The organism is Alkaliphilus serpentinus, from assembly GCF_009017255.1.
Classification (GTDB): domain Bacteria; phylum Bacillota; class Clostridia; order Peptostreptococcales; family Natronincolaceae; genus Alkaliphilus_D; species Alkaliphilus_D serpentinus.
In genome coordinates, this window is record NZ_WBZB01000011.1 from 57,621 (window position 1) to 83,131 (window position 25,511).

At 37.5% G+C, this 25,511-nt stretch carries 25 protein-coding genes and 2 riboswitches; of the genes, 24 read left to right on the forward strand and 1 reads right to left on the reverse strand.

Going from position 1 to position 25,511, the window contains the following annotated elements; genetic code table 11:
- The 22 genes from yqeB to F8153_RS03340 all read left to right on the forward strand — a co-directional run bounded on the left by yqeB (window position 1) and on the right by F8153_RS03340 (window position 23,619).
- Window positions 1-822 carry a selenium-dependent molybdenum cofactor biosynthesis protein YqeB gene (gene yqeB / locus F8153_RS03240; RefSeq protein WP_151864924.1) on the forward strand — a complete coding sequence of 274 codons (822 nt, stop codon included), beginning with the start codon at window positions 1-3 and terminating at the stop codon, window positions 820-822.
- Window positions 823-1,002: 180 nt separating this feature from the next.
- Entirely contained in the window at window positions 1,003-2,292 is a 1,290-nt protein-coding gene (locus F8153_RS03245) for a PepSY domain-containing protein (RefSeq protein WP_151864925.1), read from the forward strand.
- Window positions 2,293-2,310: 18 nt separating this feature from the next.
- The gene (locus tag F8153_RS03250) at window positions 2,311-3,216 is read left to right on the forward strand and encodes a DNA-3-methyladenine glycosylase family protein (RefSeq protein ID WP_151864926.1); all 906 of its coding nucleotides are present in this window, start codon (window positions 2,311-2,313) and stop codon (window positions 3,214-3,216) included.
- On the forward strand, window positions 3,197-3,913 hold the full coding sequence (locus F8153_RS03255) for a DUF554 domain-containing protein (protein ID WP_151864927.1): 717 nt from the start codon (window positions 3,197-3,199) through the stop codon (window positions 3,911-3,913). The genes F8153_RS03250 and F8153_RS03255 overlap by 20 nt, the downstream gene beginning before the upstream one ends.
- 56 nt (window positions 3,914-3,969) lie before the next feature.
- Window positions 3,970-4,140: a hypothetical protein gene (locus F8153_RS15970; protein WP_192929633.1), complete on the forward strand. Its 171-nt coding sequence runs from the start codon at window positions 3,970-3,972 to the stop codon at window positions 4,138-4,140.
- Window positions 4,141-4,447: 307 nt separating this feature from the next.
- Window positions 4,448-4,732 carry a co-chaperone GroES gene (gene groES, locus F8153_RS03260; protein WP_151864928.1) on the forward strand — a complete coding sequence of 95 codons (285 nt, stop codon included), beginning with the start codon at window positions 4,448-4,450 and terminating at the stop codon, window positions 4,730-4,732.
- Window positions 4,733-4,783: 51 nt separating this feature from the next.
- Window positions 4,784-6,409, forward strand: coding sequence for a chaperonin GroEL (gene groL / locus F8153_RS03265; RefSeq protein WP_151864929.1), 1,626 nt, complete (start codon window positions 4,784-4,786; stop codon window positions 6,407-6,409).
- 752 nt (window positions 6,410-7,161) lie between these two features.
- Window positions 7,162-8,271 (forward strand): aldo/keto reductase, encoded by a 1,110-nt coding sequence (locus tag F8153_RS03270; RefSeq protein WP_151864930.1) that lies wholly within the window; start codon window positions 7,162-7,164, stop codon window positions 8,269-8,271.
- A gap of 14 nt (window positions 8,272-8,285) precedes the next feature.
- Complete coding sequence (locus F8153_RS03275) at window positions 8,286-8,486, forward strand: hypothetical protein (protein WP_151864931.1); 201 nt, start codon at window positions 8,286-8,288, stop codon at window positions 8,484-8,486.
- Between the two features lie 31 nt (window positions 8,487-8,517).
- The gene (locus F8153_RS03280; RefSeq protein ID WP_151864932.1) at window positions 8,518-8,928 is read left to right on the forward strand and encodes a thioesterase family protein; all 411 of its coding nucleotides are present in this window, start codon (window positions 8,518-8,520) and stop codon (window positions 8,926-8,928) included.
- A gap of 152 nt (window positions 8,929-9,080) precedes the next feature.
- Window positions 9,081-9,182: riboswitch (purine riboswitch) on the forward strand.
- 149 nt (window positions 9,183-9,331) lie between these two features.
- Window positions 9,332-10,789: an IMP dehydrogenase gene (gene guaB / locus F8153_RS03285; protein WP_151864933.1), complete on the forward strand. Its 1,458-nt coding sequence runs from the start codon at window positions 9,332-9,334 to the stop codon at window positions 10,787-10,789.
- Window positions 10,790-10,906: 117 nt separating this feature from the next.
- A complete protein-coding gene (gene guaA, locus F8153_RS03290; RefSeq protein WP_192929634.1) occupies window positions 10,907-12,439 on the forward strand; it encodes a glutamine-hydrolyzing GMP synthase in 1,533 nt (510 codons plus the stop codon).
- Between the two features lie 257 nt (window positions 12,440-12,696).
- Window positions 12,697-12,797: riboswitch (purine riboswitch) on the forward strand.
- Between the two features lie 158 nt (window positions 12,798-12,955).
- Complete coding sequence (locus F8153_RS03295; protein ID WP_243136885.1) at window positions 12,956-14,128, forward strand: 5-(carboxyamino)imidazole ribonucleotide synthase; 1,173 nt, start codon at window positions 12,956-12,958, stop codon at window positions 14,126-14,128.
- Window positions 14,128-14,655 (forward strand): 5-(carboxyamino)imidazole ribonucleotide mutase, encoded by a 528-nt coding sequence (gene purE / locus F8153_RS03300; RefSeq protein ID WP_151864935.1) that lies wholly within the window; start codon window positions 14,128-14,130, stop codon window positions 14,653-14,655. Before F8153_RS03295 ends, purE begins: the two co-directional genes overlap by 1 nt.
- Window positions 14,656-14,673: 18 nt before the next feature.
- Window positions 14,674-15,381: a phosphoribosylaminoimidazolesuccinocarboxamide synthase gene (purC, locus tag F8153_RS03305; RefSeq protein ID WP_151864936.1), complete on the forward strand. Its 708-nt coding sequence runs from the start codon at window positions 14,674-14,676 to the stop codon at window positions 15,379-15,381.
- Window positions 15,382-15,425: 44 nt separating this feature from the next.
- Window positions 15,426-16,814, forward strand: a complete 1,389-nt coding sequence (gene purF / locus F8153_RS03310) for an amidophosphoribosyltransferase (protein WP_151864937.1) — start codon at window positions 15,426-15,428, stop codon at window positions 16,812-16,814.
- A 165-nt stretch (window positions 16,815-16,979) separates the two neighbouring features.
- Window positions 16,980-18,011: a phosphoribosylformylglycinamidine cyclo-ligase gene (gene purM / locus F8153_RS03315; RefSeq protein ID WP_151864938.1), complete on the forward strand. Its 1,032-nt coding sequence runs from the start codon at window positions 16,980-16,982 to the stop codon at window positions 18,009-18,011.
- Complete coding sequence (purN, locus tag F8153_RS03320; RefSeq protein ID WP_151864939.1) at window positions 18,005-18,637, forward strand: phosphoribosylglycinamide formyltransferase; 633 nt, start codon at window positions 18,005-18,007, stop codon at window positions 18,635-18,637. The genes purM and purN overlap by 7 nt, the downstream gene beginning before the upstream one ends.
- 163 nt (window positions 18,638-18,800) lie before the next feature.
- Window positions 18,801-20,330, forward strand: a complete 1,530-nt coding sequence (purH, locus tag F8153_RS03325; protein WP_151864940.1) for a bifunctional phosphoribosylaminoimidazolecarboxamide formyltransferase/IMP cyclohydrolase — start codon at window positions 18,801-18,803, stop codon at window positions 20,328-20,330.
- 226 nt (window positions 20,331-20,556) lie between these two features.
- Window positions 20,557-21,810 (forward strand): phosphoribosylamine--glycine ligase, encoded by a 1,254-nt coding sequence (purD, locus tag F8153_RS03330; protein ID WP_151864941.1) that lies wholly within the window; start codon window positions 20,557-20,559, stop codon window positions 21,808-21,810.
- Window positions 21,811-21,952: 142 nt separating this feature from the next.
- Window positions 21,953-23,089: an alpha-amylase family glycosyl hydrolase gene (locus F8153_RS03335; protein ID WP_151864942.1), complete on the forward strand. Its 1,137-nt coding sequence runs from the start codon at window positions 21,953-21,955 to the stop codon at window positions 23,087-23,089.
- A 65-nt stretch (window positions 23,090-23,154) separates the two neighbouring features.
- Window positions 23,155-23,619, forward strand: coding sequence for a hypothetical protein (locus F8153_RS03340; protein ID WP_151864943.1), 465 nt, complete (start codon window positions 23,155-23,157; stop codon window positions 23,617-23,619).
- Window positions 23,620-23,662: 43 nt separating this feature from the next.
- Here F8153_RS03340 and F8153_RS03345 read toward each other — a convergent pair whose 3' ends face one another.
- Window positions 23,663-23,863, reverse strand: coding sequence for a hypothetical protein (locus tag F8153_RS03345; RefSeq protein ID WP_151864944.1), 201 nt, complete (start codon window positions 23,861-23,863; stop codon window positions 23,663-23,665).
- A 196-nt stretch (window positions 23,864-24,059) separates the two neighbouring features.
- Here F8153_RS03345 and F8153_RS16520 point away from each other — a divergent pair, with 196 nt between their 5' ends.
- On the forward strand, window positions 24,060-24,854 hold the full coding sequence (locus tag F8153_RS16520; RefSeq protein ID WP_151864945.1) for a methyl-accepting chemotaxis protein: 795 nt from the start codon (window positions 24,060-24,062) through the stop codon (window positions 24,852-24,854).
- Between the two features lie 265 nt (window positions 24,855-25,119).
- Window positions 25,120-25,416: a YerC/YecD family TrpR-related protein gene (locus tag F8153_RS03355; RefSeq protein WP_151864946.1), complete on the forward strand. Its 297-nt coding sequence runs from the start codon at window positions 25,120-25,122 to the stop codon at window positions 25,414-25,416.
- The last annotated feature ends 95 nt before the right edge of the window (window positions 25,417-25,511 follow it).

Genomic DNA, 25,511 nt, shown 5'->3' on the forward strand with positions numbered 1-25,511 from the left:
ATGAAGAAGTTAGTATTAATTAAGGGAGCAGGAGATTTAGCAACTGCAGTTGGTCACAAGCTATTTAGAAGTGGCTTTCAAGTAGTTATGACGGATATAAATGTACCTACTTGTATCAGAAGAACCGTTTCCTTCGCCAATTGTATTTTCGAAGAAGAGTGGGAGGTAGAAGGAGTAAAGGCTAAAAGGGCATTAACCCATCTGGCGGCGTTAGATATTCTTGAGGAGGGGGTAATTCCTGTTATCCCAGACCCAGAGGGGGTTATCAATGAAAAACTTAGCTTTGATGTGGTGATTGATGCAATATTAGCCAAAAAGAATCTAGGTACATATAAGATGAAGGAAGCTTTAGTCATTGGGCTAGGGCCAGGATTTACAGCTGGTGAAGATGTAGATGTTGTAATCGAAACCAATAGGGGTCATAATTTAGGTAGAATAATCCTTAAAGGAAGGGCAGAGGCTGATACAGGAATCCCTGGAAATATCGTGGGCTTCTCTAGAGATAGGCTTTTGAAATCACCCGTCGATGGGGTTATAAAAAACATCAAAAAAATAGGGGATAGAGTGATAAAGGGGGATATTGTAGCTACTGTGAATGGGTGTCCTGTTACAGCGGCTATTGATGGTATCCTTAGGGGTCTTATTTATGAGGGTATAGAGGTAAAAGCAGGCCTTAAGATTGGAGACATAGATCCCCGAATAGAACCTTCCTATATCACGACGATATCAGACAAGGGTAGATGTATTGCTGGTGGAGTCCTTGAAGCCATACTAATGTGGGAAAACGAGATAGGAAATGAAGAATTAAGAATGCAGAGTTAAGAATGAAGAGTAAGATTTATAATTAGATTAAGAATATTTCTTTAAGCCAAGATGGAAGCCAGTATCCCTTCTTGGTTTAAAGATTTTTTTGATTAAGAAAACCTTATGAATTAGTAAGCTATTCACAGCCAGCACTTTGTGGTATGATTATTCTATAGCTATAGATAAGGAGGGGCAGCTATGACAAAAATAATACGCTTTATTATAATCATTATTTTGTTATTAAGTTTGTCTTTAAATGCTATCTATTATTTTCAGCTTAAGGAAGCAAGGGATAAATTAACGGATACCAATCAACTTGTTTCTGCACAAGTGGAAAGAAATATTAGACAAACGATGCTACATATAAGAGATTTAAAGGAGAGTAAGTCTTTGATATCCCTTCAAAGCCTTCAGGGTTCAGTTCAAGAACTGGTAGTCTCCTTTAGCCATTGGGTTGCTTTAAATCAATCAATAGAAAACCCTAATGAAGAATTAGCTAAAGGCTTAAGTGGTATAGAGGCCCTTCGAAATACAATGATTAATTATCTTAATACCCAATTCATTGTGAATGAAAATACCTTAAATGAGTTTGATATAGAAATGTTGGACAAGGCCCACGAAAATTTTGATAGATTCTCTTTGGTGTTTACTAAGCTTAAGGAACAGCCAGGGGATAAGGGAAAGGAATCAATAATGAATTTAGTTCAGTGGGCTGGAAATGTAGAGGAGATGTCTCGACTTTACAGACATAGTGTAATTCCCAATAAGCATCCCCACTATATTTCTGAAGAAAAGGCCACTGCTTCTCTTCTAAAGGCATATCCTGATTTTGAAGTTGAGGATGCAGATATCAGCCCTCCTAATTATAGGGATGGTCTTCATTACTATCAATTTACTATTGAAGATAATAAAGAAATAAAGCATATTGTGTGGGTGGACGCGCTAAATGGTGCAATAAGGAATTTTGAGGATAGATCCACTGGTGGAAAGAAAAGTTTAAGCCAAGAAAATGCCCTTGAGCTGGCTAGAGAATATTTAAAGGGCTTTTATAAATATGATGTCCTTGAAGAAATATTTAACCTAAAGATAGAAGACGAGAAAAAGACCATATATTCCTTTAGGTTTACCCCCATAGACAAAGACATTAAGATGGTGTCTGATGCATACACAATTAACATTGACTCCCGCTCTGGAGAGGTAATAAAATATAGTAATGATTATAGCAGAACCATTACCCCCTCCTTTGATGACGTCGTTAATGTTGAGGACATCATAGCTACTTATACTAAAGAATATGGTTCCTTGCAATATGATGGGTTGTCGGTAATTAGAACCTTTGAAACAAGGTATAAGCCTAGATTAACCCACAGCTTCAAAGTGGATCAAAATCAACAACAAATAATTGTATACTTTGATGCATTAACAGGAAAGCAGATTTATCAATTGTATTACATCTATAAACCAGTAAATCAGAATGAAGAAGACTAGAAAAGACATGGTGATAAAATGAAAAAACTGATACAGCATGGTGATTCAATATACCTAAAAAACCAGGGAGATTTTCAGCTGGAGCATATTTTTGAATGTGGACAATGCTTTAGATGGAATAAGGAAGCTGATGGTAGCTATACAGGAGTTGTCCAGGGTAGAATATTGAACATGACTCAAAAAAAACAGGATATCTATTTTAAAGGCAGTACAGAGGATGACTTTGTCGGAATATGGCATAATTATTTCGACTTAAATACCGATTATTCCATTATTAAGAATCAGCTTTCTGATAATGATGAGGTTATGAGGGCTGCTACTGCCTTCGGCAGTGGTATAAGGATTCTAAGGCAAGATCCTTGGGAAACGATTATCTCCTTTATCATTTCTGCTAATAATAACATTCCTAGAATTAAAAAATCTATTGAATTGCTATGTAAGAGCTATGGAAAAAGAATTGGAAGCTTCAATGGAGTTGAATATTATAGCTTTCCAGAGCCCCATGTATTGAAGGATTTGGATAATGGGGCTTTATCAGCATGCAATATGGGATATAGAGGGCCATTCATTATTAAAACAGCCCAAAGGGTATATGAGGAGCCAGAACTTTTAAATAGTCTTTATAAAGAAGACACAGTCAATTGCAAAAAGAGATTATTGGAGCTAATGGGCGTAGGACCAAAGGTGGCCAATTGTATAGCATTTTTCTCCTTTGGAAAGCTGGATGCTTTTCCTGTGGATGTATGGATAAAACGCTTAATGGAGCACTTTTACTTTCATAAGGATATGAAGGAGAAGGATATAGAGGCTTTTGCAAAAAATCAGTATGGGGAATATGCAGGATATGCACAGCAGTACTTTTTTTATTATGGACGAGAAAAGAACATTGGTAAGGAGGATAAGGATGTTAGGCACAATTGTTAACGCAGCAGCAATTATTGTTGGAGGACTTTTAGGTATTTTATTGCGAAAGGGAATCCCTGACAGCTATAAAACCACCATTATGCAGGGCTTAGGTTTAAGTGTTTTGATTATTGGATTAATGGGAGCCTTAAAAAGTGAAAATATACTTCTGATGATATTCTCTATTGTAATTGGTAGCATAATAGGGGAAGCCTTAAAAATTGAGGACAAGCTTCAAAAGCTTGGTGATTGGCTAGAAGGTAATGTGGGTAAAGGCGAAGGAACAATGGCCAAGGGTTTTGTGATCGCCAGCCTAATTTACTGTGTAGGGGCAATGGCAATTGTAGGCTCTTTGGAAAGTGGTTTAACCGGAAGCAATCAGACCCTGTACGCTAAATCCCTTATCGATGGTATCTCGGCAATTATATTTGCATCTACCTTGGGAATTGGAGTGGTTTTTTCTTCTATAGCGGTATTCGTTTATCAAGGCTTAATTACCGTGACAGCCTCCTTTATAAAGCCATTGCTGGTTGAGGGAGTTATTGCTGAAATGTCAGCAATAGGTGGCTTGCTAATTATGGGGATATCTATCAATATTCTAGAAATTAAAAAAATCTCTGTTGGTAACATGCTTCCTGCAGTGTTTATTCCAATATTTTATCCCTTTGTACAGCCTATACTAAATACTGTGGCGACATTTATTGATAAGCTTAGGTAAATACTAACATTATTCGTTATAGGGTTAATTATGCAGTAGTTCATTCTAATTTAGAGGTGGATGGGGGTAAAAGAACCATTCAGCTAGATTTAAATATTGATTTAGAGATATCCTCAATAATGGAGTATTTTGAGATTTTCCTAACTAGAATGATGATGTGTAGGAGAGCCGCCGACTTCCTAGATGCTAGGTCTCAGCTTGTAATGAACGAGACAAAGGTTCTTTGATAATTGATTCTTTGGTTAAAATGAAGGAATTCCAATTTGGACTCCTTCATTTTATTGTTTTAAGTCCTTATTTTATTAGAAAAACCAAAGTATATGAAGAAAATTAATGAAAATAAGTGAAATAACTAAGTAATCACATATATTATTCATATAGTGGTAATAATAGGCTAAAATGATGAAATTAGAGGTTTGCTAGTATATTTACTTTTATATAACATTATAATTGTGATTAGCACTCGATAGTGGTGAGTGCTAACAGTGAAGAGAAAAAATTAATTAATAATAAAAATCATAAGGAGGGTTTATAATGAATATCAAACCATTAGGTGACAGAGTAGTAATTAAGAGACTTGAAGCTGAAGAAAAGACCAAAAGCGGTATCGTATTACCAGGTTCTGCAAAGGAACAACCACAAATGGCTGAAGTAATGGCTGTAGGCCCAGGTGGAATGATTGATGGTAAGGAAGTAAAAATGGAGCTTAAGGTGGGAGACAAAGTTATATTTTCAAAATATGCAGGTACAGAAATCAAGTATGATGGTGTTGAGTACACCATTTTAAAACAAAGTGACATATTAGCCATTGTTGAGTAAGAAACATCATACTTAATTTTAATAAATAATTCTATAAGGAGGTTATATAAAATGGCCAAGGAAATTAAATTTAGTGAACAAGCTCGCCGCTCATTGGAGGAAGGCGTAAATAAGCTTGCAAATACAGTGAAGGTGACATTAGGTCCAAAGGGAAGAAATGTAGTTATAGATAAGAAGTTTGGTTCTCCTCTTATAACCAATGATGGGGTAACTATTGCAAGAGAAATTGAGTTAGAAGATGCCTATGAAAATATGGGAGCGCAATTGGTTAAAGAGGTTGCTACTAAAACCAACGACGTAGCAGGAGACGGAACAACCACCGCTACATTATTGGCTCAAGCCATTATCAGAGAGGGTTTAAAGAACGTTGCTGCTGGTGCTAATCCTATGATTTTAAAGAAGGGTATTCAAAAATCTGTAGATGCAGTAGTTGCGGAGTTAAAGAAAATTTCTAAACCAGTTGAAAGCAAAGATGCTATTGCTCAAGTTGGAGCAATTTCAGCCAGTGACGAAGAAATTGGTAAGCTAATTGCTGACGCAATGGAGAAGGTTGGTAAGGATGGAGTTATCACTGTAGAGGAATCAAAATCTATGGGAACTACTCTAGAGGTGGTAGAAGGTATGCAATTTGATAGGGGATACCTATCCGCTTATATGGTAACAGATACAGAAAAGATGGAAGCTGTATTAAATGACCCATATATTCTAATTACCGATAAGAAGATTTCAAATATCCAAGAAATCCTTCCAATCCTTGAAAAAATCGTGCAACAAGGTAGAAAGCTACTAATCATAGCTGAAGATGTAGAGGGTGAAGCCTTAGCAACTCTAGTAGTTAACAAGCTAAGGGGAACATTTGAGTGTTTAGCAGTAAAAGCTCCTGGCTTTGGTGATAGAAGAAAGGCTATGTTAGAAGACATCGCCATCCTAACTGGAGGAACTGTGATTTCAGAGGAGTTAGGTTATGATTTAAAAACAGCTACATTGGATATGTTAGGTACTGCCAGAACTGTTAAGGTAGATAAAGAAAATACAACAATTGTTGAAGGTGCTGGAGATCAAAAAGCAATTAAAGATCGAGTACATCAATTAAAGGCTCAAATAGAAGAAACAACCTCAGAATTTGATAAAGAAAAACTTATGGAAAGACTTGCTAAGCTTTCTGGTGGAGTTGCTGTGATTCAAGTGGGTGCTGCCACTGAAACAGAGCTTAAGGAAAGAAAGCTAAGAATTGAAGATGCATTAAATGCAACTAGAGCGGCTGTGGAAGAAGGTATTGTATCTGGTGGAGGAACAGCTTTAGTAAACGCAATTCCAGCAGTAGATGCCTTACTAGATACCACAGAGGGAGACGAAAAAACTGGAGTTAAGATTATCAGAAGAGCTCTAGAGGAGCCATTAAGACAAATAGCAGAAAATGCTGGTTTAGAAGGCTCTGTAATCGTTGATAAGGTTATGACTTCTGGTGTTGGAATAGGCTTTGATGCATTAAATGAGAAGTATGTAAATATGATAGAATCTGGTATCGTTGATCCAACTAAGGTTACTAGATCAGCATTACAAAATGCAGCATCAGTATCTGCTATGTTATTAACTACAGAAGCAGCCATTGTTGATATAAAATCAGAAGAACCAGCAATGCCTGGTGGAATGGGCGGCGGAATGCCAATGATGTAATGAAAAAGAGGGTGTGGAATACTGCACCCTCTTACATATTTATACAATATCAGAAAATTTTAAATAATTAATTTTATATTGCACACCTTATAGGATTGTGATATAATGAATACAAGAAGAAAGCTTCACTTCTTCTTGCTAATCCTTCTCTGATGAAGCAGTACCATTTTTATGCAGGTTGTCCGTAAAAATATTAGTTTCGCTGAGTAAGGTTTTACCATTTAACTGTATGTAAGAAGTTCAAAGAAGTTCGTATGAAGTATGAAGTATGAAGTATGAATTTTGCAGTTAAGAAGTAAGAAGTAAGAAGTAAGAAGTAAGAAGTAAGAAGTAAGAAGTAAGGCAAATTTAGTGAATATCGTTTTTCTGTTAGAAGGGATTTGAGGTTCTGAGTATTACAGAAGATTTTTTATTCTGCTGAACAGAGAAGGATTATAAGATAACCGGGTAATTCAATCCTATTGAATACCCGGTTGTTTATTTTTTTGTTTCCCACAATAGCCTATAGGTTAACTGATCACCAGATAATATATCTATGAATAATTGGAAAAACGAAATAATTTTTAGTATAATTAAAGTAATGCTAAATAAAGTCTCAAATTGACAATGGAGAACTGAAAATTGAAAATGCAAAAGAACTAAATTATAGTTAGATACTTAGCTATGAATATGCAATACAGATACAATAGAGGATTTGAGATTTGTTAGCATAAAATATCAATATTATAACTAAAGCGAAGGAGGCATAGCAGATGATATACAGACCCTACGGGAAAACAGGAAAAGAAGTATCTGTAATAGGCTTTGGAGGAATGAGATTTGGAAAGGATGAAGATTATGCTGCAGAGGTAGTAAGAAGAGCCAATGAATTGGGGATTAACTACTTCGATACAGCTCCTTTTTATTGTAACGATAGAAGCCAAGACATTTTTGGTAAAGCCTTTAAGAAGATGCCTGGACAATTCTATGTATCTACAAAGAGCTCAGTAAATAAAGAGGATACTGCCGATAAGGTTCGCTGGAGGATTGAGGACTCCCTAATGAAAATGGGTTTAGAGAAAATCAACTTCTTTCACATGTGGTGTATAATGGACCTAAATCATTATGAGAGGGTTATGACTCCGGGTGGAGCCTATGAAGGGGCTTTGAAGGCAAAGGAAGAAGGATTAATAGATCATCTTGTATTCTCGACCCATTGTAAGGGTGAAGATATCGAAAAGATTATTAATGATGATGTTTTTGAAGGAGTTCTTCTAGGGTATAATGTTATTAATCATCCCTATAGACAAAGAGGAGTGGATGCTGCTTTAAAGAAGGGCATCGGTGTAGTAACCATGAATCCTTTAGGAGGCGGTCTCATACCCCAGCACAAGGACTATTTTAGCTTCTTAACTGAAAGAGAGGGTGAAACTGTTAGTCAGGCTGCCCTAAGATTTAATGCAGCTCAAGAGGGGATTACGGTAGTATTGGCTGGAATGTCTAGTATCGAAGAGGTTGAAGAAAATGTAGAGGTTGCCAATCATCCAATAACTGTATCTAAAGAAAAGTATTATGAAATAAACAGTAGATTGGGTGAAGAAATGAATTCACTATGCACCACCTGTGGCTATTGTCTAAAATGTCCCCAAAAGATTATGATACATCATTACTTGGAGGCATATAATTTAGCAATATTAGATGGTGAGGAAGCGATGGTAAGGCATCTAAATTGGCTTAAAGAAATTGGAACAATAAAGGATACCAATCCTCTTCCTTCTGAATGTATAGCCTGTGGAGCCTGTGAAACTTTATGTACACAGAAGCTGCCCATTATCGAAAGGTTAAAGGCAGTGGATGATATCATGAATAAAAAGATTGGATAGAAAGGGGTATAAAAATGGGTAAAGAGGCAAAATCAATTGAAGTCTTGGGGAACTTGCTAAAATGTCAGGTTTGCGGTCATGATCAGTTTTGGCATAGAGAAACCCTTATGAATACAGCTGGAGCCTCCTTTTTAGGCTTTGACTGGGCTAATAAAGCTGCTGATAATTATGTCTGTGATCAGTGCGGGTATGTCCACTGGTTTTTGAGCAAATAATTAAATAATTTTTTTAGGAGGGTGAGGTTAAATGGATGAATTTAATTTGGTTCTAAATATGGTGGCTAAGGTGGAAATAGTTGTTGATCAAAAGGATACAGCAGAGGCCTTCGGAAGTGGCGGTGTGAAGGTATTTGCATCACCCTTAATGATTGGATTAATGGAAAAGGCAGCCCTTAAGGCCGTAGATCCTCATCTGCCTAAGGGATATTCAACGGTAGGCACCCATCTTGATGTGAAGCATTTGGCTGCAACTCCAGTGGGAATGAAGGTTTACACAACTGCTGAGCTGATTAAAATTGAAGGAAAGAGATTAACCTTTAAGGTGGAGGCCTTTGATGAAAAGGAAAAAATCGGAGAAGGAACCCATGAAAGATACATAATACAACTAGATAGATTTATTGAAAAGACCAATAATAAGAAAAACCCTATAGAAGAATAGAATGTAGGCACCGCCATTTTCTTGTTATCTCGGATTGCAGGAGTTTAATGGTTTTTATTCTATTTGATAATTTGGAGGCATCATTAAGGTGCCTTCTTTTTATTAATAAAATTATCTTGACATACCAAAATCCTTCTGATAACTTATAATATAATTCAATAGATTTTTTCACTCATATAATGCCATTAATAAGGTTTGGCTGTTTCTACCAAATGACCGTAAATCGTTTGACTATGGGTGGGATTATTATATTCAAAAGCCAATTCGGTGGGGCTATGTAGTAGGGAGTACTATGTGGTTTTGCTGAGGTTTTATAAGAACCTGTATAATAATTTCACTCTATGAGGGTAATTGTTATATGGGTTTTTATTTTTTAAAGAAATTTATACAAGGAGGAGAAAGGATGGAGGATAAATTTTTAAAGGAAGGCTTGACCTTTGACGATGTATTGTTGATTCCCGCTAAATCAGAAATACTGCCCCATCAAGTAAATGTTACAACACATTTAACCAAAACTCTTAAAATCAATATACCGTTGTTGAGTGCGGGAATGGATACAGTTACTGAGGGGAAGATGGCTATTTCCATGGCTAGAGAAGGTGGCGTAGGGATTATTCATAAAAATATGTCCATCGAAGAACAGGCCCTAGAGGTGGACAAGGTTAAGCGGAGTGAACATGGAGTAATTGTAGATCCCTTCTATCTTAGCCCTAATCATATAGTAGCCGATGCCTTAGAACTAATGGAACGTTACCATATATCTGGTGTACCCATAACCACCGACGGCAAACTTGTAGGAATTATAACCAATCGAGACATCAGATTTGAAACCAATTATCAAAAGTCTATAAAAGAGGTTATGACAAAGGATAATCTTGTAACTGCTCTAGAAGGAATCACCATGGAAGAGGCCCAAGGGATTCTTATGAAATATAAGATTGAGAAGCTTCCTATCGTTGATAAAGAAGGAACCCTTAAGGGTTTAATAACAATTAAAGACATAGAAAAGGCGATAAAATATCCTAACTCAGCAAAGGATAGTAAAGGAAGATTATTAGCTGGCGCTGCTGTGGGAATAACTAAAGATATGATGGAAAGAATCGACGCCCTGGTAAAGGCTAAGGTGGATATTGTAGTAGTTGATACAGCCCATGGTCATTCGAAGGGAGTTATTGAAGCAGTAAAGAAAATAAAAACAGCATATCCTGAGCTACAGCTTATTGCTGGGAATGTGGCTACAGCCGAAGCTACAGAAGAACTGATAAAAGCAGGTGTGGATGCTGTTAAAGTAGGAATCGGTCCGGGATCAATCTGTACAACAAGGGTTGTTGCAGGAATTGGCGTACCCCAAGTAACAGCAATTTATGATTGCGCTCTAGTGGCTAAAAAACATGGTGTACCGATTATTGCCGATGGGGGAGTCAAATACTCTGGAGATTTACCAAAGGCCATTGCAGCCGGTGCTAACGTAATTATGGTGGGTTCATTATTTGCTGGAACTGAAGAAAGCCCTGGTGAAACCATCATTTACAAGGGAAGGAGCTTCAAATCCTATCGAGGGATGGGATCGATAGCAGCTATGGAAAAGGGAAGTAAGGATCGATACTTCCAGGCTGACAGTAAAAAACTTGTTCCCGAGGGGGTTGAAGGCAAGGTTCCCTATAAGGGGCCTTTGAAGGATACTGTATATCAATTGATTGGTGGCCTTCGAGCGGGTATGGGCTACTGTGGAGCTGCCACCATTGAGGAATTACAAAATAAAGGTAAATTTATCAGAATTACTGGAGCAGGATTAAAGGAAAGCCATCCCCATGATATTTCTATAACGAAGGAAGCACCTAATTATAGTATAAATGAGTAGATAGAAAATGAAATGTTAAATGGTGAATGTTGAATGTTGAATTATTGAAGAAATTTGCTAGCACAAATTTCATCTTTAGTTACACATTACTAATTGATATATGAAAGGATGAAGGCTGTGAACAATGAATTAATACTAATCTTAGATTTTGGTGGCCAATATAATCAATTAATCGCAAGACGTGTAAGGGAGCATAATGTTTATTGTGAAGTGGTACCCTATAAAATTACTATAGAAGAAATAAAGGAGAAAAACCCTAGTGGAATTATTTTTACTGGTGGGCCAGCAAGTGTTTATGGGGAGAAGGCACCCAAATGCAATGAAGAGATTTTCCAGTTGGGAATACCCATTTTAGGGATCTGCTATGGTGGGCAGCTGATGGCAGAAGTTCTAGGGGGGAAGGTTAACCGTGCTAAAAACAAGGAATATGGAAAAACTCAATTAAAAATTAGTGAAGCCTCCTTATTATTTAAGGATATACCTCAAGACTCTATATGCTGGATGAGTCATACAGATTTTATAGAATCCCCTCCAATGGGCTTTAAGATAACAGCTTCAACGGAGGATTGTCCTGTTGCAGCCATGGAAAACCCTGATAGGGGCTTATATGCCGTACAGTTTCACCCAGAGGTTGAGCATACAGAGGGTGGAAGGGAGATTCTAAGGAATTTTCTATACAATGTATGTGGCTGTAAAGGTAATTGGACAATGGAGAACTATATTGAAGAGGAAGTAGCATCCATTAGACAATTGGTTGGTAATAAAAAAGTTTTATGTGCCCTTTCTGGAGGGGTGGATTCCTCTGTGGCTGCTGTATTGGTTCATAAGGCCATTGGGGATAATCTCACCTGTATTTTTGTTGACCATGGCTTACTTAGAAAAAATGAAGGGGATTGGGTAGAGGATATGTTTAAGAACAAATTCAAAATAAATTTTATAAGGGTAAATGCCTCTCTAAGATTTATAGGTAAACTTTCGGGAGTAGCAGATCCTGAAAAGAAAAGAAAAATAATCGGTGAAGAATTTATAAGATTGTTTGAGGAAGAAGCCAATAAGCTTGGTGAAATAGATTATTTAGTTCAGGGAACCCTGTACCCAGATATCATAGAAAGCGGAACAGATACAGCCTCCGTTATAAAAAGCCATCATAATGTTGGTGGTTTACCAGAAGACATGGAGTTCCAGCTAATTGAGCCCTTTAAATATCTCTTTAAGGATGAGGTTAGAGAGGTAGGCACAGAGCTTGGCTTGCCTGAAGAAATTGTATGGCGACAGCCCTTCCCGGGACCTGGGCTAGCTGTAAGGGTTTTAGGGGAAATAACAGAAGAAAAACTAACAATAGTGAGAGAAGCCGATGCCATTGTACGGGATGAAATCAAACGGGCTGGCTTAGATAGAGGAATATGGCAGTACTTTGCGGTGCTACCAGGAATCATGACAGTAGGAGTAATGGGGGATGAGAGAACCTATGCCCATACCGTTGCCATCCGGGCTATTACCAGCTCTGACGCCATGACTGCCGATTGGGCTAGAATTCCCTATGATGTTTTAGAGAGGATGTCCCGGAGGATTGTAAATGAGGTGGAGGGAGTTAATCGAATCGTATATGATATTACCTCAAAGCCCCCTGCAACTGTTGAGTGGGAGTAATAACTAAAGGAGTAGAGTGTTTATCTGAGAGTGGTATATATTGTTAAGGTCCCTTTATCCTAGATAAGGGGACCTTAATATAACAGATAAATAACACTACTGCTTATAGCTGTTGGTGGAATAAAACAAACAATTATTATAACTTAACTGAGTAAAGTTCGGATTATATCATATTAAATAAATGCAATAGTAGCACAATGTTCGAATAATCTATTGATAATTTCTTTTCCATTTGATATGATAAAAGAGTAAAAGATCTAAAATTTTATAGATTTCCTCATATAATGTCGATAATATGGTTCGACAGTTTCTAGGGATAACCGTAAAATATCCTACTATGGGTGAAAGTGTATCTAGGGTTCCGTCTATACTAGAGCAGGACCGAGCGATACAAGCATTTTTATGCTACACCGAGGGGATAAAAGCCCGGACGGATAGGTTTCACTTGATAAAAACCTATCCGTCCGGGCTTTATTTTTTTCTTTTATAATAAATTCTTTAAATGAGGTGATTTACTTGAAGAAAAGTATAAATGAGATAACAGTTGGAATCATTGGGGGTGGTCAACTAGGGAAGATGATGGCCCTTGAGGGGAAAAAGCTAGGATTAAGCTTTATCATATTAGATCCTCAACCTAATTGTCCTGCTGCATCGGTGGTAGATCAGCAAATCATTGCTAGCTTTTACGATAAAGATAAAATCAAGGAATTAGCTGAGTTAACAGATATTATAACCTATGAATTTGAACATATTGATGCAGAGGTATTGATCCAACTAGCCAAAGATGGTTATAAAATATATCCATCCCCCTATACATTAAAGATTATACAAGACAAATATCATCAAAAAGAATTTTTAAAGAACCATCAGATTCCCCTACCGGATTTTAGACCAATTAATACATTGGAGGATCTTAGAGGGGCAGCTTTAGAAATAGGCTTACCCCTTATTTTAAAAAGCAGAAGGGGTGGCTATGACGGGAAGGGAAATTTCCTAATAAGGGATGAAGGGCAGATGACAGAGGCCTATAAACATCTAAAGGGAGAGAGAGAAAATGACCTTATGGTTGAAGCCTTTGTAGACTTTAATATGGAGGTATCAGCCATCGTAGCCCGTAGTACAGAGGGGCAGACGGCTATTTATCCATTATCTGAAAATCATCACAAAAATAATATCTTATTTACCACTTTAGTACCCGCAAGGATATCTAAGAAGATTGAAAATAAGGCAAAGGAAACAGCCCTAAAGGTTATGGAGCTATTGGAGGGGGTAGGAGTTTTCTGCATTGAGATGTTTGTGGATGCAAAGGATGAAATATTAATAAATGAAATAGCACCTAGAGTTCATAACTCCGGCCATTACAGTATGGAGGGCTGCAGCACTTCACAGTTTTATCAGCATATTAGGGGAATATTGGGACTGCCTTTGGGCAGCACAGATTTGATAAAGCCCTCTGTGATGATGAATCTCCTTGGAGAGGACAAATCAAGTGGAAGGGCAAGGGTGGTGGGTTATGAGGATTTAATGAAGACACCAGAGGCTTATCTACATTTCTATGGAAAAACAGAAACCAAGCCCCACAGGAAAATGGGTCACTTTACAGTATTAAATGATGATTTGGAAAAGGGATTAAGGATTGCAACAGATTTGAAAGGTAAAATAAAGGTAATTGCTGAGGAGGATGTGTAATGAAGGAGCCAAAGGTTGGAATTATTATGGGAAGTGATTCGGATCTTCCAGTTATGCAGGAGGCAGCGATCCTTTTGGAGGAGCTGGGAATCCCCTTTGAATGCACCATCGTTTCTGCCCATAGAACTCCAGAAAGATTGTATCAATATAGTGAATCTGCTATGAAAAAGGGGTTGGAGGTTATAATAGCAGGAGCTGGTGGGGCAGCCCATCTACCTGGGATGGTTGCAGCCATATCCATTTTACCTGTGGTGGGGGTACCCATTAGAAGCAATAGTATGAATGGTATCGATTCTGTTTGCTCTATCCTTCAGATGCCTCCGGGGGTGCCAGTGGCAACGGTGGCAATTAACGGTGGCAGAAATGCTGGAATTCTTGCAGCAGAGATTCTAGCAATCAAATACCCCAGTATAAGAGAAGCCCTACTCCTATTTAAGGAAAACATGAAAAGGACTGTTGAGGAAAAGGCAGAAAAGCTTGAAAAGATTGGTTATTTAAAATATCTTGAAGAGAAAATGAAAAGCTAGAAATCGGAGGGTAAGGATATGTATAAAAAATTAGAAATGTTCTACGAAGGAAAAGCAAAAAGGGTTTATAAAACCGTGGTAGATCAGGAGTATATTGTCTCCTATAAGGATGATGCCACTGCCTTTAATGGAGAAAAGAGGGGAACCATTTTAAATAAGGGAGAAGTAAATAACCAAATGTCTGCAATGATTTTTAAACTTCTCCAAGAGCTAGGGGTGGAAAACCATTTTATTGCCCTAATAAATGAAAGAGAAATGCTGGTAAAGGCGGTGGAAATTATACCCCTAGAGGTAATTGTTCGTAATATTACAGCTGGTGCTATGGCTAAACGTCTGGGGTTAGAGGAAGGAATAAGGATGAAATTTCCTGTTCTAGAGTTTTCCTACAAGAATGATCAATTGAGTGACCCTTTTATAAATGATGATTATGCTGTAGCCCTGAATATAGCAAGTCAGTGGGAGATTCAATGTATTAGAAATATGGCACTAAAGACAAATGAGATTCTTAGGGAGTTCTTCATTGAAAAGAACATCCTTTTAGTAGATTTTAAGTTGGAGTTTGGAAGATATGAGAATAGGATTATCCTGGCTGATGAGATATCGCCTGATACCTGTAGGCTATGGGATGCAACCAACAATGAAAAGCTTGATAAGGATCGTTTTAGAAGGGATTTAGGGAAGGTAGAGGAGGCCTATCAGGAGGTTTTGAATCGACTAAAGGCCTAGCAATATTTTTTTATATCTGAAGAACAATAGAGGGGTGCTATTAAATGTTTAATAATCTTAGCTGTGATAAGCTTAAGGAAGAGTGTGGGGTAATGGGTGTTTATCGTAACACCATGGATGATGTTGCCCAAATGGTTTACTATGGACTATTTGCCCTCCAACATAGAGGGCAGGAAAGTGCTGGTATTGCAACAAATGATGGAAACATGCCCTACTTTCACAAGGGAATGGGTTTGGTAAATGAGGTTTTTAATGATGAGATATTTCGAAGCTTAAAGGGAAACATTGGAATAGGCCATGTGAGGTATTCAACAACTGGTGAGAGCTATATTAACAACGCACAGCCACTGGTGGTTAAATATCGAAGAGGAAGTATTGGGCTGGCCCATAATGGTAATTTGGTAAATGCACCCCTAATTAGAAGTGGTTTAGAAGATGATGGCGTAGTGTTTCAAACAACCATAGATAGTGAGGTTATTGTAAATCTAATTGCCAGATATAGCAGTGATGGTATTCCAACCGCAATAGAGAGAACCATGGATCTCATTAAGGGGGCCTACTCCCTAGTGATTATGACAGAGGGAGAACTTATTGGAGTAAGGGATCCCCATGGTTTGAGGCCCTTGTGCATTGGCAAGCTGGAGGATGGCTATGTTATAGCTTCAGAAAGCTGTGGTCTTGATTCAGTAGGAGCTGAGCTTATCCGGGATGTTGAACCAGGAGAAATAGTCATCATTAATCAAGAGGGTATAAGGTCTATAAAGCTCAATAAAGAATATAAAAAGGCCTCCTGTATATTTGAATATATTTATTTTGCTAGGCCAGATAGTGTCATCGATGGAGTGGGGGTTTATCAAGCAAGAAAAAATGCCGGGGAAATATTGGCCAAGGAGCATCCAGTTGAAGTTGACATGGTTATTGCAGTGCCAGATACTTCAATACCAGCTGCTATAGGCTACTCAGAGGCCTTAGGGATTCCCTTTAGCGAGGGATTTATCAAAAATAGATATATTGGCAGAACCTTTATACAGCCAGATCAATCTATGAGGGAACTGGCTGTAAGGCTAAAGCTTAATCCCCTGCGAAGCAATATCATAGGAAAAAGGGTGGTAATGATAGATGATTCCATTGTAAGGGGAACCACCAGCAAACAAATTGTAAATACCTTAAAACGGGCAGGAGCCAAGGAGGTACATGTTAGAATAAGCTCGCCTCCTGTTGCCTATAGCTGTTATTATGGCATTGATACCCCTGATAATAAACAATTAATTGGAGCAGTAAAGACAATAGAGGAAATAAGACAGGCCATTGGTGCAGATAGCCTTGGTTATATCAGTCCGGAGGGATTAAAGAGATCAGTTGGTATAGCGAATGACCCCTATTGCACTGCATGTTTCTGCGGGGATTATCCGTTGGAAATACCGTTAAGATAGAAAATGAATGAATAATGTTGAATGTTAAATGTTGAATGTTGAATTGCAGTAGCTTCGATGCATCGAAGCAATTTGATATTATTGAATTTTAACTCTTAATTCTTAATTCTTAATTCTTAGTTCTTAATTATTAATTTTTAATTAATCATATAGGGGGTTATCACTATGGAAAAGCTTACCTACAGGGGAGCAGGAGTGGATGTAGATGAAGGGCAAAGGGCAGTTGATTTGATGAAAAATCATGTTAAAGGCACCTTTACACCTCAAGTTTTAACAGATATCGGTGGATTTGGTGGTTTATTTGCCTTAGACCTAAAGAATATAAAAGAGCCTGTTTTAGTGTCGGGAACCGATGGTGTAGGAACCAAGTTGAAGGTAGCCATTATGACAGATAAGCATAATACAATTGGACAGGATTGTGTAGCAATGTGTGTGAATGATATACTATGCCAAGGTGCCACACCCCTATTCTTTTTAGATTATATAGCTACAGGGATCCTACAGGCAGAAAAAATAGCAGAGATTGTGTCGGGAATTGCCGACGGCTGTAAGCTGGCAGGCTGTGCCTTAATTGGTGGAGAGACGGCTGAAATGCCAGGATTATACCATGGCAATGACTACGATCTTGCTGGATTTGCAGTGGGGTTAGTTGATAAGATTAAGATTGTTGATGGTAAGGATATAAAGGCGGGAGATGTCATCATAGGATTACCCTCCAGCGGAATTCATAGTAATGGCTTTTCCCTTGTTAGAAAACTTCTATTTGAAGTTGAGGGCTATGATACAACCACCATTCTTGAAGGCTTTAATAGAACCTTAGAAGAAGAGCTTCTGACACCAACAAAAATATATGTAAAGCCTATTTTAAAGCTACTTCAGGCTATAACCATTAAAGGGATGGTTCATATTACCGGAGGAGGCTTCTATGAGAATATCCCGAGGGTTTTACCAGAAGCTGTGGATGCAATTATACAGAAGGACAGCTGGCACATACCTGAAATATTCAATAGACTACAGAAACTGGGGAATATAGAGGAAGCCGAGATGTATAATACCTTCAATATGGGTATTGGGTTGATGCTGGTGGTTGATAGAAACCTTGTAGATTCAGCCATTTCCATTCTTAAAGAGGAAGGAGAAAATCCTTCTATTATTGGTAGGATTGAAGAAGGACAGAGAAGGGTGATTCTGTGCTAAAAATTGCGGTTTTAATCTCAGGTGGCGGAACAAATCTCCAAGCGCTTATTAATGCTATAGAAGGAAAGGAGCTGGCAGCTGAAATAAATCTGGTAATCTCCAATAAAAGGGACGCCTATGGACTGATCAGGGCAAAGAACCATAGGATTTCAACTGAAATTCTTGATATAAAGAAGTACCCCTTAAGGGAAGAAAGACAAAAAGCCTTATTACAGCTTCTACTGGACCATAAGATAGATTTAGTAGTATTGGCTGGATATTTAGATATTCTATCTGAAGGAATTATAAAAGAATATGAAAATCGTATAATGAATATTCACCCGTCCTTAATTCCCAGCTTTTCAGGTAAGGGCTTTTATGGAGAAAGGGTTCATAAAGAAGCCATAAGAAGAGGGGTAAAGATTTCGGGAGCTACCGTTCACTTTGTGAACGAAGAAACCGATGGAGGTCCTATTATATTACAAGAGGCAGTAGCGGTAGAATTTTGTGATGATGAAGAAAGTCTCCAAAAGAAGGTATTGGCCCTTGAGCATAAATTGTTACCTAGGGCTGTAAAGCTCTTTGCCGAAGGTAGATTAAAGATAGTAGATGATAGGGTAGAGATCATCAATGAAATTGAGAGTTGAGTAGATGATAAATGAAAAGTTAAAAATGAAAAATGAAAAGTTAAGAGGAAAGGCACTATTATATTGTATTATGGTAGCTTGGATAAATCAAAGCATTAAGAAAAAACTGCATTAAATTAACAACAAAAGGTTCTTGATTCATATTTGAAAGGAGATCAGCTAAATGATTAAAAGGGCATTAATCAGTGTTTCTGATAAAAGTGGTATTGTTGATTTTGCTAAAAGTCTTGCTGAACTAGGGGTAGAGATTATTTCCACTGGAGGTACCGCCAAGCTATTAAGAGATTCTGGTGTGAAGGCAGTGGATGTTTCGGATATAACCAGCTTTCCAGAATGTTTAGACGGCCGGGTTAAAACCCTTCACCCAGCCATACATGGCGGTATTTTAGCCATTAGAGATAATAAGACTCATATGGACACCATCAAGGAGCAAGGAATAACTCCAATAGATTTGGTTGTCATTAACCTTTATCCCTTTAAGGAGACCATCCTAAAGGAAGGGGTAACCCTTGAGGAGGCTATAGAAAACATTGATATCGGTGGGCCAACCATGCTACGGTCGGCTGCTAAAAACTATAGAGATGTTACTGTAGTGGTGAATCCTGAGGATTATCAACCGATACTTAGTGAAATAAAGGATAATGGTGATACACTGATGGAAACTAGATATCAGCTGGCACTGAAGGTCTTTAGACATACTAGCCATTATGATACCTTAATAGCAAGTTACCTTGGAAAGAATTCTAACGATTTTCCAGAAACCCTAACCCTCACCTATGAGAAGCTACAGGATTTGAGGTATGGTGAGAATCCCCATCAGAGGGCTGCATATTATAGGCAGGTGGAAAATATTGAGGGAGGTCTGACAGCTGGAATACAATTACAAGGTAAAGAACTTTCCTTCAATAATATTAATGATGCTAATGGTGCTCTACAACTACTAAAGGAATTCCAGGAACCAACTGTTGTAGCGATTAAGCATACAAACCCCTGTGGAGTGGTCAGCGGAAGTAGTATTCATGAGGCCTATATAAAGGCCTATAAGGCAGACCCACAGTCGATTTTTGGAGGAATCATAGCAGCCAATGAAATAATTGATGGTGCCACAGCTAAAGATATGATGGAGATCTTTTTGGAGGTTATCATAGCACCAGATTTTACTGCCGATGCCCTTGAAATCTTTAAGAAAAAGAAAAATATCAGATTGATAAAGCTTCAAGATATTAAGAAAGGTCCCACTAAGAATTATGATATAAAAAGGGTATCGGGAGGTATCCTGATACAGGATGAAAACTTAGAACTTTTTCAAGAACTTCGAAGGGTAACAGCCAATAAGCCAACAGATACAGAAATGGAGGATTTATTATTTGCCTATAAGGTGGTTAAACATACGAAATCTAATGGGATTGTAATTGCCAAGAATAAGCAGACATTAGCCATAGGCCCTGGTCAAAGTAGTAGGATATGGGCCTTAGAGAATGCCATTAAAAATTCCCCTCATCCATTAAAGGGCAGTGTTTTGGCTTCGGATGCCTTCTTTCCCTTTAAGGATTGTGTTGAGGCTGCGGCTAAAGCAGGTATTGCTGCTATTATACAGCCCGGTGGCTCCAAGAAGGATGAAGAGTCAATTGAAGCCTGTGATGAAGCTGGCATTGCAATGATATTTACTGGAATGAGACATTTTAAACACTAAAAAGAACACAGGGGGACGGTTCCTTTGTGTCAATTGCTAATGAAGAAGCAACAGAACCTTCCCTTTGCTTCCTCTTTACTTCTTTTTAAATGTCTTAAATTTCTCTGTTTCTCATTATCAATTCTTCATTCATCAGTTTGGTATTTCTTTAGATAATCAGTTACTAATTACTCATTACTAAGCATTCATTACTTATTATAATTTGCCTTATATGGAGGTGGTTTTGATGAAGATTCTTGTAATAGGTGAAGGTGGAAGAGAACATGCAATTGTTTGGAGTTTAAGTAAAAGCCCTAAGGTGACAAAAATTTATTGCGCTCCAGGCAACCCTGGGATTGGGGAAATTGCGGAATGTGTAGAAATAAAGGCCAATGACATTAAGGCCTTAGTCGAATTTTCCCGGGAAATAAGTGTCGATTTAACAATTGTGGGCCCCGAAGAACCCTTAGTAATGGGTATTGTCGATGCCTTTCGCAAGGAAGGCTTAAGGATCATCGGTCCAACAAAGGAAGGAGCTATGTTGGAGGGGAGTAAAGCCTTCTCAAAGAGGTTTATGGAAAAATACAAAATTCCTACAGGAAAATATACCGAAGTCTCTTCCTATGAAGGAGGCTTAAAGTCTTTGTTGAACTATGAATACCCAGTGGTCATTAAGGCGGATGGTTTGGCTGCGGGAAAAGGTGTGTTTATATGCGGAGATAAACAGGAGGCGGAAGAGGCCTTAAAGAAAATTCTAAAGGACAAGGTTTTTGGAAGCTCTGGTGATCGGGTGATTGTAGAAGAATACCTGGAAGGCATTGAAACCTCTATTCTTTGTTTTGTTGATGGAAATAGAATCCTACCAATGGTTAGCAGTCAGGACCATAAAAGAATCTATGATGGAGACCGGGGGCCCAACACAGGTGGGATGGGTACCTATTCACCAAATGATATCTATAATGAAGAGATGGCTTTAGATGTAAAGGAAGAAATCCTAGAACCAACCCTTTATGGAATTCAGCAGGAGGGTATGGATTATAGGGGCATTGTATTTATTGGTTTAATGATTACCCCTCAAGGCCCTAAGGTTTTAGAATACAATGTAAGATTTGGAGATCCAGAAACCCAAGTTGTTTTAACTAGACTTGAGACGGATTTGGTGGAAATATTACAGGCTACATTGGAGAAGAGGCTGAAAAAAATTGATATTACTTGGAAGGAACAGGCAGCTGTATGTGTAATATTGGCATCAGGGGGGTATCCAATAGAGTATCAAAGGGGTAAAGAAATTAAAGGTTTAGAAAGTATCGATACGGATGTTATGGTTTTCCACAGCGGAACTAAGGTTATTGATGAAAAAATTGTTACCAATGGGGGTCGGGTTTTAGGAATCACCGCATTAGGGGGCAATATAGAAAAGGCAAGGTCAAAGGCCTATCGTAACGCAGAAAAGATATACTTTGAAGGCATCACATATCGGAGAGATATTGCACAAAATTAAATGTTCCTGCAGTCATTCATGGAGTAGTAGGTTTTTTTCCCTATACTGACTATATATGGATTGCTGCAGGATTTTTATTTTAACGATATCTCTGCTAATATAGACTTGTGGGTAACGGAAAATAATAGAGGTAGGTGCATTTATGGATAATATAAAGATACATCATAATTCCCAGGATGAATTCTATAGATTTCCCTTTGGTAGCTTGCCAATAGGTGAGACGGTGAGACTGAGGATTTCAGTTGCCAATATTATGGAGGTTGAATGGGTTAAGCTAGTCTATTGGATAGAGGGTCTTGAAAAAAGGACCTGCAGTTTAAGCTTACATAGCATAGACCATGAGAGCAGCAGATATGAAGTAGAGATTAAGCTTCCCTCAAAATCCTCCTTGGTGTGGTATTATTTTAAAATACATTGTAAAAATCAGACGATTTTTTACGGAAACAATCAACAAGCCTTGGGGGGATTGGGGGATATTTATGATGAGAAGCCCTTGCCTTACCAAATTACTGTCTTTGATTATAAGGGTAAGCTTCCAATTTGGTTTATGGATTCTATTATGTATCAAATCTTTCCAGATCGCTTCTATAGAGATTCGCAAATGCCATCCCCCTTCAAGAAGCATTGCTACATCTATAAAAACTGGCAGGATACCCCTTCTTACATTAGAGACGAATCAGGTAGAATTAGCAAATGGGATTTCTTTGGAGGAAATTTAGCAGGTATTACGAATAAGCTAGATTACTTAGAAGACTTAGGAATTAATCTTCTGTATCTTAATCCAATCTTCCTTTCACCAAGCAATCATCGTTATGATACTTCTGATTATGAAAAAATTGATGATCTGCTAGGGGATGAAGGGATATTTCTGAAGCTTTGTATAGAGGCAAAGAAAAGGGGGATTAACATAATTCTTGACGGAGTTTTTAGCCATACGGGAAGTGACAGTATCTATTTTAACAAAGATGACAATTTTGACAGCTTAGGAGCATATCAATCAAAGGAATCTCCTTACTTTAATTGGTACTTCTTTGAAGAATACCCTGATAAATATGACTGCTGGTGGGGCTATGATAATATGCCCAATGTAAATGAGCAGGAGGAATCCTACCAGAATTATATCATTCACCACTCAGATAGCGTAATCAATAAGTGGCATAGGATGGGAATAAAGGGCTGGCGCTTGGACGTAGTGGACGAGCTACCCACTCCCTTTGTAAAGGCCTTTAAAAAGGGTCTACGACAAATTGATGAGGATGCAATACTAATTTATCATTAGAGGAAAAGGCCAGCTTTAGACTACCCATTAAAAAAAGAGAATGGGCTGTAAAAAGGCTTAAGCTGATGGTACTTTTTCAAATGACCTTTCCTGGTGTCCCCTCTATTTACTATGGAGATGAAGCAGGCTTAGAGGGCTTTGATGATCCCTTCAACAGAGGAACCTACCCTTGGGGAAGTGAAGATGAAGATCTTCTTCAATGGTACAGGCTAATGATTATGCTTAGAAAAGCAAACCCAGTTTTTAAAAGAGCAGCTTGGATTCCAATAGTGATGGATCATTGTGTATATGGTTTTATCAGAATCTTTAAAGGGGGAAGGGATGTTTTTAATCAACCCATGACAGGGAAAACTGCTTTAGTGTTAATGAATAGCAGTAAAGAGGATTGTCATACGATAGATATCAATGTAAAAGAATATTTTAGTGATGGAGCTTTAGAAGTCTTATCAAATAGTCTTGTAGAAATTAAGGACGGTACTTTAAATACAAAACTAAGTCCCTTAGAAGGAAAGGTATTTATAGAAAAATAAAAGAACCAACCCAGCAAAAATCTATTGGCTGGGTTGATTTCTGCTATCTCAGTTTTTTTAGCTCCTTATTCCATTCCTCATTATAGAAACGTCTTGAATCTAGTGCATCTCTATCCTTTACCATATCTAGAGGCATAACATAGGCATTAATGGTCTTTTCCGATATTTTATAATCCCGTCTATTAAAGGTGCTATCAATCATATCTTGAGGATTTCTAAAGCTTTCCTTAGATTTTTTTTTCATAATAAAACCTCCACTAAATGTTTGTTATAGTTTGTGCATAAAAAGAAGGTTTTATAGGGCTATAAGATTAATAAATATTGGATAAGAAAGTTCTACTTTGACTGATTAACAAATATTTTGAAATAATAACGATCTTAATGTATAATCAATGTAAGCAATGTAATATTTTAGCAAAAAAACAAGGAGGTTTCATATAATGCATGTAGGAATTGTAGGTGAAGGCCAAGGGGGCACAGCGATACTAAAAACTTTAACCAAAATGGATGGGGTAAATATTGTTGGAATCGCAGATATAAATGAGGATGCCCAGGGTATACAATTGGCTAAAAGCCTGGATATTTTTAATGCAATTAGTATAAAAGATTTAATGTCAAAAAAAATGGATATTGTAATAGAGGCTACTGGTGTAGAGCGGGTAAAAAATGAAATTGAAAATAATAACATACATAATGCTACTATAATGTCCAGTGTTGCAGCCAACTTAATGATGCATTTAGTAGAGAATGAAGAAAAGCTAGTGAATAAAATTGAATCTCAAATTAAAGAGATTAATAAGCTCAGTTCAGTAACAGCAGAAAGTATCAATAAGATGAATGATACAATTGATAGTACTGTTGTTTTAAGCAATACCCTCAATCAATTTGCCGCCAGAACAATTAATTTGGTAAAGGAAACCGATGAAATAATCAAGATTATGAGTAAGATCACTCAGCAAACCAATATCCTTGGATTAAACGCTTCAATTGAGGCTGCTAGGGCCGGAGAGCATGGAAGAGGCTTTGCCATTGTAGCCAAAGAGGTTCAAAAGCTTGCCAGTAATAATGAGGAGTTCGCGAATCAAATAGGTGACATTTTAAACACTATTAACCATGAAGTTAAATCTGTTTCAACTGAAATAGAAAAGCTGAATAATCTATCTGAGAATCAAAAGGAAATAGGCTTAGGTTTAGAGGATGCAATAGAAAAGCTAATTAGTAATGTGGAGAGCTAGTAACTCCAATTAATAATTAGTAATTAATAATCAAGCACATACATTTTAGCTAGTTATAGGAAAACTCATAAATTAATTATTGCTTATATGCATAGCGTTATATAAAGCGCCCTCCAAATCTTAGAGTGTATCTGGTGTTTGGAGGGTGTTTTTTATTTTTCAGATTAGCCCAAGAGAATAATGATGTATATTTTTTGATGCTAAAACAGGATTTTGATAAAATTAATAGAATAAATAACATCAATAAAAGAATTGAGGTGATTGTATGACCTACCGGTCAAAACTTCAAGACCCCTTTACCGATGGTTTATTCCAAGCTATTTTAAAATTAGAAACAATTGAAGAGTGTTATAGGTTTTTTGAGGATGTATGTACCATAAAAGAGCTTCAGTCCATTTCTCAAAGGCTGGAGGTTGCGAAATTGCTAAAGGAAGGAAAAACCTATAATGAAATTGAAGATAAAACTGGTGCCAGTACAGCTACAATCAGTAGAGTAAATCGTTGCCTACATTATGGAGCTGATGGATATAAGTTAATACTTAGTAGACTTGAAGATGAATAATAAATGTCGAGGCATAGGGCTTTTAACCCTTTACCTCGACATTTTCATTTTTTAATTTAATAGGAAAGTTCTCTTTTTTTCCTATTAAATGGGGG

What these genes read in the sequence shown, in the direction of transcription:
- purE (WP_151864935.1), top strand. Translation starts at nt 14,128, where the DNA reads ATGAAGGAGCCAAAGGTTGGAATTATTATGGGAAGTGATTCGGATCTT.
- groES (WP_151864928.1), top strand. Translation starts at nt 4,448, where the DNA reads ATGAATATCAAACCATTAGGTGACAGAGTAGTAATTAAGAGACTTGAA.
- purM (WP_151864938.1), top strand. Translation starts at nt 16,980, where the DNA reads ATGGAAAAGCTTACCTACAGGGGAGCAGGAGTGGATGTAGATGAAGGG.
- F8153_RS03245 (WP_151864925.1), top strand. Translation starts at nt 1,003, where the DNA reads ATGACAAAAATAATACGCTTTATTATAATCATTATTTTGTTATTAAGT.
- purF (WP_151864937.1), top strand. Translation starts at nt 15,426, where the DNA reads ATGTTTAATAATCTTAGCTGTGATAAGCTTAAGGAAGAGTGTGGGGTA.
- F8153_RS03250 (WP_151864926.1), top strand. Translation starts at nt 2,311, where the DNA reads ATGAAAAAACTGATACAGCATGGTGATTCAATATACCTAAAAAACCAG.
- F8153_RS03345 (WP_151864944.1), bottom strand. Translation starts at nt 23,863, where the DNA reads ATGAAAAAAAAATCTAAGGAAAGCTTTAGAAATCCTCAAGATATGATT.
- purH (WP_151864940.1), top strand. Translation starts at nt 18,801, where the DNA reads ATGATTAAAAGGGCATTAATCAGTGTTTCTGATAAAAGTGGTATTGTT.
- F8153_RS03275 (WP_151864931.1), top strand. Translation starts at nt 8,286, where the DNA reads ATGGGTAAAGAGGCAAAATCAATTGAAGTCTTGGGGAACTTGCTAAAA.
- groL (WP_151864929.1), top strand. Translation starts at nt 4,784, where the DNA reads ATGGCCAAGGAAATTAAATTTAGTGAACAAGCTCGCCGCTCATTGGAG.
- F8153_RS16520 (WP_151864945.1), top strand. Translation starts at nt 24,060, where the DNA reads ATGCATGTAGGAATTGTAGGTGAAGGCCAAGGGGGCACAGCGATACTA.
- F8153_RS03340 (WP_151864943.1), top strand. Translation starts at nt 23,155, where the DNA reads ATGGTACTTTTTCAAATGACCTTTCCTGGTGTCCCCTCTATTTACTAT.
- F8153_RS03255 (WP_151864927.1), top strand. Translation starts at nt 3,197, where the DNA reads ATGTTAGGCACAATTGTTAACGCAGCAGCAATTATTGTTGGAGGACTT.
- purD (WP_151864941.1), top strand. Translation starts at nt 20,557, where the DNA reads ATGAAGATTCTTGTAATAGGTGAAGGTGGAAGAGAACATGCAATTGTT.
- F8153_RS03335 (WP_151864942.1), top strand. Translation starts at nt 21,953, where the DNA reads ATGGATAATATAAAGATACATCATAATTCCCAGGATGAATTCTATAGA.
- yqeB (WP_151864924.1), top strand. Translation starts at nt 1, where the DNA reads ATGAAGAAGTTAGTATTAATTAAGGGAGCAGGAGATTTAGCAACTGCA.
- F8153_RS03280 (WP_151864932.1), top strand. Translation starts at nt 8,518, where the DNA reads ATGGATGAATTTAATTTGGTTCTAAATATGGTGGCTAAGGTGGAAATA.
- purC (WP_151864936.1), top strand. Translation starts at nt 14,674, where the DNA reads ATGTATAAAAAATTAGAAATGTTCTACGAAGGAAAAGCAAAAAGGGTT.
- F8153_RS03270 (WP_151864930.1), top strand. Translation starts at nt 7,162, where the DNA reads ATGATATACAGACCCTACGGGAAAACAGGAAAAGAAGTATCTGTAATA.
- guaB (WP_151864933.1), top strand. Translation starts at nt 9,332, where the DNA reads ATGGAGGATAAATTTTTAAAGGAAGGCTTGACCTTTGACGATGTATTG.
- F8153_RS03355 (WP_151864946.1), top strand. Translation starts at nt 25,120, where the DNA reads ATGACCTACCGGTCAAAACTTCAAGACCCCTTTACCGATGGTTTATTC.